General features: G+C 54.2%; 8 protein-coding genes. 4 read left to right on the top strand and 4 right to left on the bottom strand.

The window, feature by feature from the left end; translation table 11 throughout:
- Positions 1-708, bottom strand: a 708-nt coding sequence (locus B3F49_RS01510; protein WP_293908658.1) for an MATE family efflux transporter, incomplete at its 3' end; no start/stop codon positions are given.
- 96 nt (positions 709-804) lie between these two features.
- Positions 805-1,806: a phosphate acetyltransferase gene (pta, locus tag B3F49_RS01505; RefSeq protein WP_293908657.1), complete on the bottom strand. Its 1,002-nt coding sequence runs from the start codon at positions 1,804-1,806 to the stop codon at positions 805-807.
- 120 nt (positions 1,807-1,926) lie between these two features.
- On the opposite strand from pta, the gene B3F49_RS01500 reads away from it, so the two are divergent.
- Genes B3F49_RS01500 through B3F49_RS01485 form a run of 4 tightly spaced genes read left to right on the top strand, consistent with a single transcriptional unit; the run spans position 1,927 to position 5,706 of the window.
- Positions 1,927-3,075 carry an MFS transporter gene (locus B3F49_RS01500; RefSeq protein ID WP_293894032.1) on the top strand — a complete coding sequence of 383 codons (1,149 nt, stop codon included), beginning with the start codon at positions 1,927-1,929 and terminating at the stop codon, positions 3,073-3,075.
- Positions 3,076-3,105: 30 nt separating this feature from the next.
- Positions 3,106-3,855 carry a prephenate dehydrogenase/arogenate dehydrogenase family protein gene (locus B3F49_RS01495; RefSeq protein ID WP_293908656.1) on the top strand — a complete coding sequence of 250 codons (750 nt, stop codon included), beginning with the start codon at positions 3,106-3,108 and terminating at the stop codon, positions 3,853-3,855.
- Complete coding sequence (mtaB, locus tag B3F49_RS01490) at positions 3,852-5,165, top strand: tRNA (N(6)-L-threonylcarbamoyladenosine(37)-C(2))-methylthiotransferase MtaB (protein WP_293894038.1); 1,314 nt, start codon at positions 3,852-3,854, stop codon at positions 5,163-5,165. The genes B3F49_RS01495 and mtaB overlap by 4 nt, the downstream gene beginning before the upstream one ends.
- Positions 5,149-5,706: a GNAT family N-acetyltransferase gene (locus B3F49_RS01485; protein WP_293908655.1), complete on the top strand. Its 558-nt coding sequence runs from the start codon at positions 5,149-5,151 to the stop codon at positions 5,704-5,706. Before mtaB ends, B3F49_RS01485 begins: the two co-directional genes overlap by 17 nt.
- Here B3F49_RS01485 and epsC read toward each other — a convergent pair.
- Positions 5,703-6,623, bottom strand: a complete 921-nt coding sequence (epsC, locus tag B3F49_RS01480; RefSeq protein WP_293890658.1) for a serine O-acetyltransferase EpsC — start codon at positions 6,621-6,623, stop codon at positions 5,703-5,705. The genes B3F49_RS01485 and epsC overlap by 4 nt on opposite strands.
- 40 nt (positions 6,624-6,663) lie before the next feature.
- Positions 6,664-7,206 carry a biotin transporter BioY gene (locus tag B3F49_RS01475; protein WP_293890660.1) on the bottom strand — a complete coding sequence of 181 codons (543 nt, stop codon included), beginning with the start codon at positions 7,204-7,206 and terminating at the stop codon, positions 6,664-6,666.
- Positions 7,207-7,257 lie beyond the last annotated feature (51 nt).

Genomic DNA, 7,257 nt, shown 5'->3' with positions numbered 1-7,257 from the left:
GATGGGGTTGTCCGTGGCCAGCAGGATGACCAGCAGCAGGATGCTGGTGATGGTGCAGGAGAGCGTGGTGGCCATGGCCGCCCCCTTGACCCCCAAACCCAAGCCCCGCAATCCAAATGGACCGAACGAAACAAAATCAAAGATGAAGAAAAAATTGAAAGCGATGTTCAATATATTGTTCAGACCGTTCAAGTAGAGGGCTTTCTTTGCATCCCCGCTGCAGCGAAGAAGGGTGCTGATGAGAATCATCACCAGGTTGGGCAGATACCCCAAGGCTATAAAGTGATAGTACTGCCTTGCAAGCAGCTGGACCTCTGCCTCGGCCCCAATCCAAGCTGGAAGATGGCGGGCGATTACGACAAACAGCCAGGTAAGAGCCAACCCGAAGAATACTGAGGTGTACAGAGCCTGCTTGGTGACCTGCTTGGCTCGTTGGGAGTTGCCTGATCCCAAGAAGCGGGCCATCAATACGGAGAATCCGATGGCAAAGGCGTTCATCCACCCATTGACCAACCAGATGGTGGATGTAGGTACGGCGATTGCGGCGGTTGCATGAGCCCCCAAGGAACCGACCATCGCCGAGTCCACATAGGTGACGGTGACTTGGAGGACCTGCTCAAGGATGGTGGGCCAGGCGAGAGACCAGATGATGATGCCGGGAGGAATTGAGCGGTCAAGAAGATTGATGGGATTTCGTACACGCCTCATGCAATGCCTCTCCTTGTGAGGCGTGTCCATCGTAGCTGAAAGCAGGATTTGGAGCAAGGGCGGAAAGCAACTGCTCCCGCCCTTCGATGGTGTTGGTTAGTTGGCTGCAGCCTGGGCGAGGGTGATGGCGCTGGTCACCACGATATCCTCCACCGAGCAGCCGCGGCTGAGGTCGCTGATCGGTTTGGCAAAGCCTTGGAGAATCGGGCCGTATGCATCCGCACCGGCGAGCCTCTGGACAAGCTTGTATCCGATATTTCCCGCCTGCAGGTCGGGGAAAATCAGGGTGTTGGCGCTTCCTGCAACTTCCGAGCCGGGAGCCTTGCTCTTGGCGACGCTGCCGACGATGGCTGCATCAAGCTGCAGCTCCCCGTCAACGGCCAAGGTAGGAAGCTTCTCCTTGAGAAGGCGGGTTGCGGTGATCACCTTGTCCACCAGCTCTCCCTTTGCAGAGCCCTTGGTCGAGTAGGAGAGCATGGCCACCTTCGGCTCGGCATTGAGGAATGTCCTGCAGGAGAGTGCGGATGCTTCTGCAATTTCAGCAAGCTGCTCGGCTGTTGGGTTGGGAATGGTTGCACAGTCGGCAAAAATGAACGATCCGTTTGCACCGTACTCGGTCTTGTCGGTGGCCATTACGAAGCAGGAGGAAGCAAACTTGATGCCGGGTTTGGTCTTGATGATGTTGAAAGCGGCAAGCAATACATTGCCGGTGGTGTTCTCTGCTCCCGCAACCATTGCATCGGCCTTGCCCAGCCGGACCATCATAGCCCCCCAGCGAAGAGGATCGACGATTCCCTCGAACGCCTCTTCCTCGCTCATGCCCTTGTGCTTGCGCAGCTCATAATACTCCTGGGCGAATGCCTTGCGGTCATCACTGGTGACGGGGTCGATGACGGTGATGCCCTCAAGGGATGTGGAGACGGAAGCGGCCGCTTTGGCAACAGCTTCGGCATTTCCTACGAGGATGACTTTTTCGGCAAGCTTCTCATCGACGATCTTGCGTGCCGCCTGAATGGTTCTCAGCTCGGTTCCTTCTGCGAGGACAAGATGTTTTTTTGCCCGGATGGCCTGGGCCTTCATTTTTTCTGCAAACGTCATGGTTCTGCTCCTTGACAGGGAAAATTTTAATTGCACCTGCTAGTCTACCACGTTCAGATGGCTTCGAAAAGTACGCACAAGGCTCTGTATTTTCTTGTACGCTTATGCTATTGTCCGCTCATGGGTACACGCAACCTCCTCTTTGTCATGGTGATGGCCTTGGCGTTCGCCGGCAGCCTGTTCGGCGGCCTGGGCGAGGAGATCCAGATTGCATGCTCACTTTCGCTGGCTCAGATGGGACTGTTGATGAGCCTCAGCCAGGTCGGATCTTTTGTTTCATTTCTCACGCTGCCATTGCTTGCCAGGAAGCTGAGCTCCTACTCACTGTTGGTCATCGGCATTCTCTCCTCTTCTGTGACTTTGTTGGGCATGGGCCTGTGCCGCAGTGCATCAGTCTTCGGTCTTTTCTTCCTGCTCAATGCATTGGGAGGCTATTTGTACGGAACCAGCAACATCATGGTTCTGATCAATGTCGACCGACCTCGAATGAAAACCAATATCCCCTTGATGCATCTTACGTTCAGCATCGCCAGCATTTTCAGCGGGTATTACATTACGTTTCTCAAGCAGCACACGTGGTACCACGGATATGTGCAGATGGCGCTCATCTATCTGGTCATGGGGGTTCTGTTCATCCTGTTTCGGCCTGCAGGAATTGGCCAATGGGAGCAAAGAAAGGATCAAAAACTTTCCGATTCGTTCTCATTGTTGAAGAACAAGGCGTTCATGAAGTACCTGCTCTTTCTCATTCTGGCAAACGCGGTGGAGTACTGCAATGCCGTCTACCCCTTGCTGGCCATCACCCAGCTGCACGCAGCAGGAGCCCGCGAGGTTGGCTTGGCGATCATCATCATCCACTTTGGAAGCACCATTTCCCGCTTGGCAGCCATTCCCTTGCTGAAGAAAGGGCTTCCCGCTCATCGGATTCTTGTTTCCTTGTGCCTGGTGAGCATGCTCGGCCTGATAGGATTCTTTCTCTCTTCCAATCTACACCAGGCATACGTGAGTCTTGCTTTGATGGGGCTTGGCATGGGCGGGGTGAATCCGGTGAGCCAGGTGCTGGAAATCTCCTGCTGGCCCTCGGACTTGCTGCAACTTGCCAATATCCGGTCAATGGGGTCGACCCTCGGGCGTATCGGAATGCCGCTGGCTGTAGGAGTTGTGATCAGCTTCTTTTCCGTATCCGCCTCATTTCTGTTGCTGGCGGTAAGCATGGGCATGGCAGCCTTGTTCCTGCTGGCATCCAAAGCCAAGCCGACTTCTTGCTAGGATGCACCCTTATTGAGTACAATGCCGGCCATGGAAGCTAAGATAAGCGTCGGCGTGTATGGATTGGGTCGTTTCGGTTCCTTTTGGGCAAAGGAATTAGCCAAACATGGATTTTCTGTCATCGGGTATGGACGAAGCGCAAAAACCGCCCCCGAAGGGGTGCTTCTAGGCAGTGAGGACGAGGTGCTCTCCTGTTCGGTGCTGTTTTACTGTGTATCCATCAGCTCTTTCAGCGAAGTCTTGGACCGAACCGGCTCCCGGATTGCCGATCACACGGTGGTGATGGATACCTGTTCGGTCAAGCTTTATCCAGCCAAGCTGATGCGCGAGAAGCTTCCCAAACAGGTGCAATGCATTGCAACCCATCCCATGTTCGGGCCCGATTCAGGCAAGAACGGGATAGCGGGGCTTCCTTTGGTCATCAGCGGTGTCCGTTGCGACGACGAGACCTTGCAACGTTGGGTCGAGGAGTTCAAGCGTTGGGATTTGAAGGTGCTGCAGATGAGCTGCGACCAGCACGACCGCGAGGCGGCCTGGTCCCAGGGCATCACCCACTTCATCGGTCGGACGCTCTCCGAGCTGACTCTCGGGGAAACCGAGCTTGCAACCACGGGGTATAAAACGCTCTTGACCGTAATGCAACAGACCTGCAATGACCCGCTGCAGTTGTTTTATGATTTGCAGCGGTACAACCCATATGCCAGACAGATGCGCATGAGTCTCAAGGAGGCGCTTGATACCGTCATGGACGCACTCCAGAAGCAGGAGGAAGTACGTTGAACGTTTGTGTCTATACGTTGGGGTGCAGACTGAATCAGTGTGAGAGCGAGGCGATAGCCGACAGCTTTTCGCAGGAAGGTTTCACCATCGTTGAGGAACAGGTTCCAGCCGACCTCTATGTCGTCAATACCTGTACTGTAACCAGCAAGGCTGAACAGAAAGCCCGAAGGATGATCCGCAAGTTCGCCCTGCTGGCACCTACGCTTGCCACCGGTTGTTACGCCCAGGTGAACGAGGATGAGCTTAGGAAGCTCAGTGACAATGTCATTGTCGTGCCCTTGGAGAAGAAAGCCCACCTGCTCAAACTGGCAAAGCACCTGAAGGCAAGTCTTGTCAGTGGGATGGACATGAGGACAGGGTGCCTGTCGTTCAGTGATGGAAAGGCAAGTGTCTTCGATTACGCCGCCGACTCCTTCTCGTATCACAGTCGTGCGTATTTGAAAATCCAGGATGGATGCGACAACAGCTGCGCATATTGCCGGGTCCATATCGCCCGAGGGAAGGCAGTAAGCCTGGAATCCGGCCAGGTCATCGAACGTGCGCTTGCACTGCAGCAATCCGGCTTCCAGGAGATAATGCTTACCGGGGTGAACCTCACCATGTACGACCATCAGGGGGAGGGCTTGGGCGGGTTGTTGGAGAAGTTGCTGGCAAGTCTCTCCGACTCTGTGCGCATCCGTCTCTCCTCGATGGAACCCGATCACATTGATGACAGGTTGCTTGATGTCCTGACTGACAAGCGGATGCAGCCGCATTTCCATATTCCGGTGCAGACCGGCAGCGACCGGTTGCTCAAGAAAGTCGACCGCCATTATACCATAGCCGAACTGGCGAACATCCTTGATCGTCTGCGCAAGGCGAAGAGCGATCCCTTTCTTGCAGCCGACATCATAACCGGTCTTCCCGGAGAACGGGATGAGGACTTTGCTGCCACCCGTCAGTTCATTCTCGACCAACAATTCTCATTTTTGCATGTGTTTCCCTTCTCACCACGTCCTGACACCCCATTGTATCGGGCACAGGACCGGGTACCCGAGTCTGTGCGCGATGAGCGTGCACTCGATTTGAGAACGCTCAGTGAACAGCTTCACCACAGCTATCGGCAAAGACAGGTGGGGTCTGCTGCTGAAGTAATACTGCAGAACCGCAAAGGCGGTCGCTGGTATGGTCTGAGTGGAAATTATCTGGATGTCGCTGTGCTTTCTCCCCCGGTCTTTGCCAGGGAAGGCATGCTGATCAAAGGAACCTTCGGCCGGATGATCGGCAAGGAGAAACGGATGGAGTTCATCCCGGATGCAACCACTCTTTGAAACCGAACGGCTGCGGGCCTATGTGAGCGGGGTGGAATTTGCGAAGCCGCTGCTTGCCTATGAGAGAGGCAACATACAAGCATGCAAACCCTTTTCGGTGACGCATCAGAGCAGCTACTACACGCTTGCCTCGTTTCAGGCTCTCTGCAGCAGGCAGGCAAGCTTGTATGAGCAGAAGAGGATGCTCCCCCTGCTCTTTTTTTTAAAACAGGATCGGAAGCATATAGTGGGTACCGTATATCTCAACCATATCGTTTGGGGTGCAAGCCTTTCGGCAAAAATCGGCTACAGCATCGGATCTGGGTTCTGGAGGCAGGGATACGGCACCGAGGCGGTTGCTTCAGTCATTTCGTATGCCTTCGACCATATGAAACTGCACCGTCTCGAGGCTCATATCATGCGCTCGAATGAGGCAAGCAGGCGTTTGGTCACACGGCTTGGGTTTCTCGATGAGGGAGTGTGCCGCGATTACTTGTTTTTGAACGGGAGGTGGGAGGACCACCTCCGCTATGCACTATGCAACGATGAAGCCCGACCCTAAGACTTGCGCATCTTCAAATCCCTGAAGGTGATTTGCGGCTCTTGGATCATCACCATGGTGTCGGCAGGAACCGATTCCTTTATCCAGACGTTGGACCCGATGACTGCGTTCCGGCCGATGGTGATGTCCCCCAATACGGTTGCATTGGAGTAGATGGTGACATTATCCTCGATGGTTGGATGCCGCTTGGTTCCCCTGATCAGAGCGCCGCAGGCATCCTTGGGAAAGCTCAAGGCTCCCAATGTCACTCCCTGGTAGAGTTTTACATTGTTCCCGATCACCGTCGTCTCCCCGATGACGGTACCCGTACCATGGTCGATGAAGAATGAGTTGCCGATCACTGCTCCGGGGTGGATGTCGATGCCAGTCTCTTTATGGGCATACTCGTTCATCATTCTCGGCAGAAGGGGAACTTCCATCATAAACAGCTCATGAGCCACCCTGTGGATGGTGAGGGTCTTGATGCAGGGATAGGAGAGAATGACCTCCCGGATATTCCGTGCTGCAGGATCTCCCTCGAAAGCCGCCCGTGCATCCATTTTCAGGCTCGCCCGCAACCGGGGCAGTCGTTCACACAGGTTTCTTACTGTTTGGTCGGCTTTTTCCTGTGCTTCACAAATCTCGAGTGAGGGATTGTCATACCGGTAGGCGAGCACAAGCTGTCCTTTGAGCAAGGAACAGACCTTGTTCAACTGCATGGTTAAAATTTCTTGCAAGCTCAAATTTGCTTGGTCACGACCGCAGCGGCCTGGAAACATGAGCTCAAGCAGCTCGTTGGAAATATCGCCGATGACGAGCATCTGGGGAAGCGGCTTGAGACCGTGGAAATTGGCATTCCCGGCCACCCTGTCAAAGGTTCCCAAAAATGCGGGAATATAGGCTGAAGCATCGAATTGCTGTTCTGTGCACTGGTTCATGACCATACCATACGTGCCTTGTAGGCTTTTATGCAAGAGCTCAGCCCAGCAACTGGGCCATTCTTGGATGAAAGCTTCTGGCCAGGTGCGCCGCAGCCAGCAGTTTGATGCAGTCTCCGATCAAAAAGGGCAGCATTCCGGCTTGGATGGCGACACTCCACGAGAGTGAACGGTTGTATTTCAAAAAGGGGACTCCCACCAGATAGACGACAAGCGTCGCGATAAGCCCGTAAAGCAGGCAGAGTGTGTAGTATGTTCTTGGTTTTTCTGCTTTTTGGGCAAAATTCCCTGCGAATCCGGCAATGCATGCAGCAGGCAGCAGAGCGATCAAGAAGCCTCCTGTCGGCCCCATCAGGTTGCCCAGACCCCCTCCGCTTGAAAAGACGGGAAGTCCGATGGCACCGAGCAAAAGATAGACGGCCGTACTTGCAAGGGCTGTCCTTGTTCCCCCGAGAAAACCTGCAAGCAGTACAAAGAGCGTTTGCAGGGTGATGGGGACCGGTGGGAGTGGAAACCTTAGATATGCTCCTATGATGATCAGGGCACTGAAAAGCGAAATCATTAACAGTCGTTTGTATTGCATGGTTCGACTGTACCATGGAGGTTTTGTAATTGTAAACACGAATCAGGTTGA

Source organism: Sphaerochaeta sp. UBA5836 (genome assembly GCF_002432845.1).
GTDB lineage: Bacteria > Spirochaetota > Spirochaetia > Sphaerochaetales > Sphaerochaetaceae > Sphaerochaeta.
The sequence above is the reverse complement of the archived record's forward strand: the minus strand, read 5'-3'. Positions and strand labels throughout refer to the sequence as shown.

Bases quoted from the DNA above. Each gene is read 5' to 3' on its own strand.
- pta (WP_293908657.1), bottom strand. From the start codon at position 1,806: ATGACGTTTGCAGAAAAAATGAAGGCCCAGGCCATCCGGGCAAAAAAA.
- B3F49_RS01500 (WP_293894032.1), top strand. From the start codon at position 1,927: ATGGGTACACGCAACCTCCTCTTTGTCATGGTGATGGCCTTGGCGTTC.
- B3F49_RS01495 (WP_293908656.1), top strand. From the start codon at position 3,106: ATGGAAGCTAAGATAAGCGTCGGCGTGTATGGATTGGGTCGTTTCGGT.
- B3F49_RS01485 (WP_293908655.1), top strand. From the start codon at position 5,149: ATGCAACCACTCTTTGAAACCGAACGGCTGCGGGCCTATGTGAGCGGG.
- epsC (WP_293890658.1), bottom strand. From the start codon at position 6,623: ATGAACCAGTGCACAGAACAGCAATTCGATGCTTCAGCCTATATTCCC.
- B3F49_RS01475 (WP_293890660.1), bottom strand. From the start codon at position 7,206: ATGCAATACAAACGACTGTTAATGATTTCGCTTTTCAGTGCCCTGATC.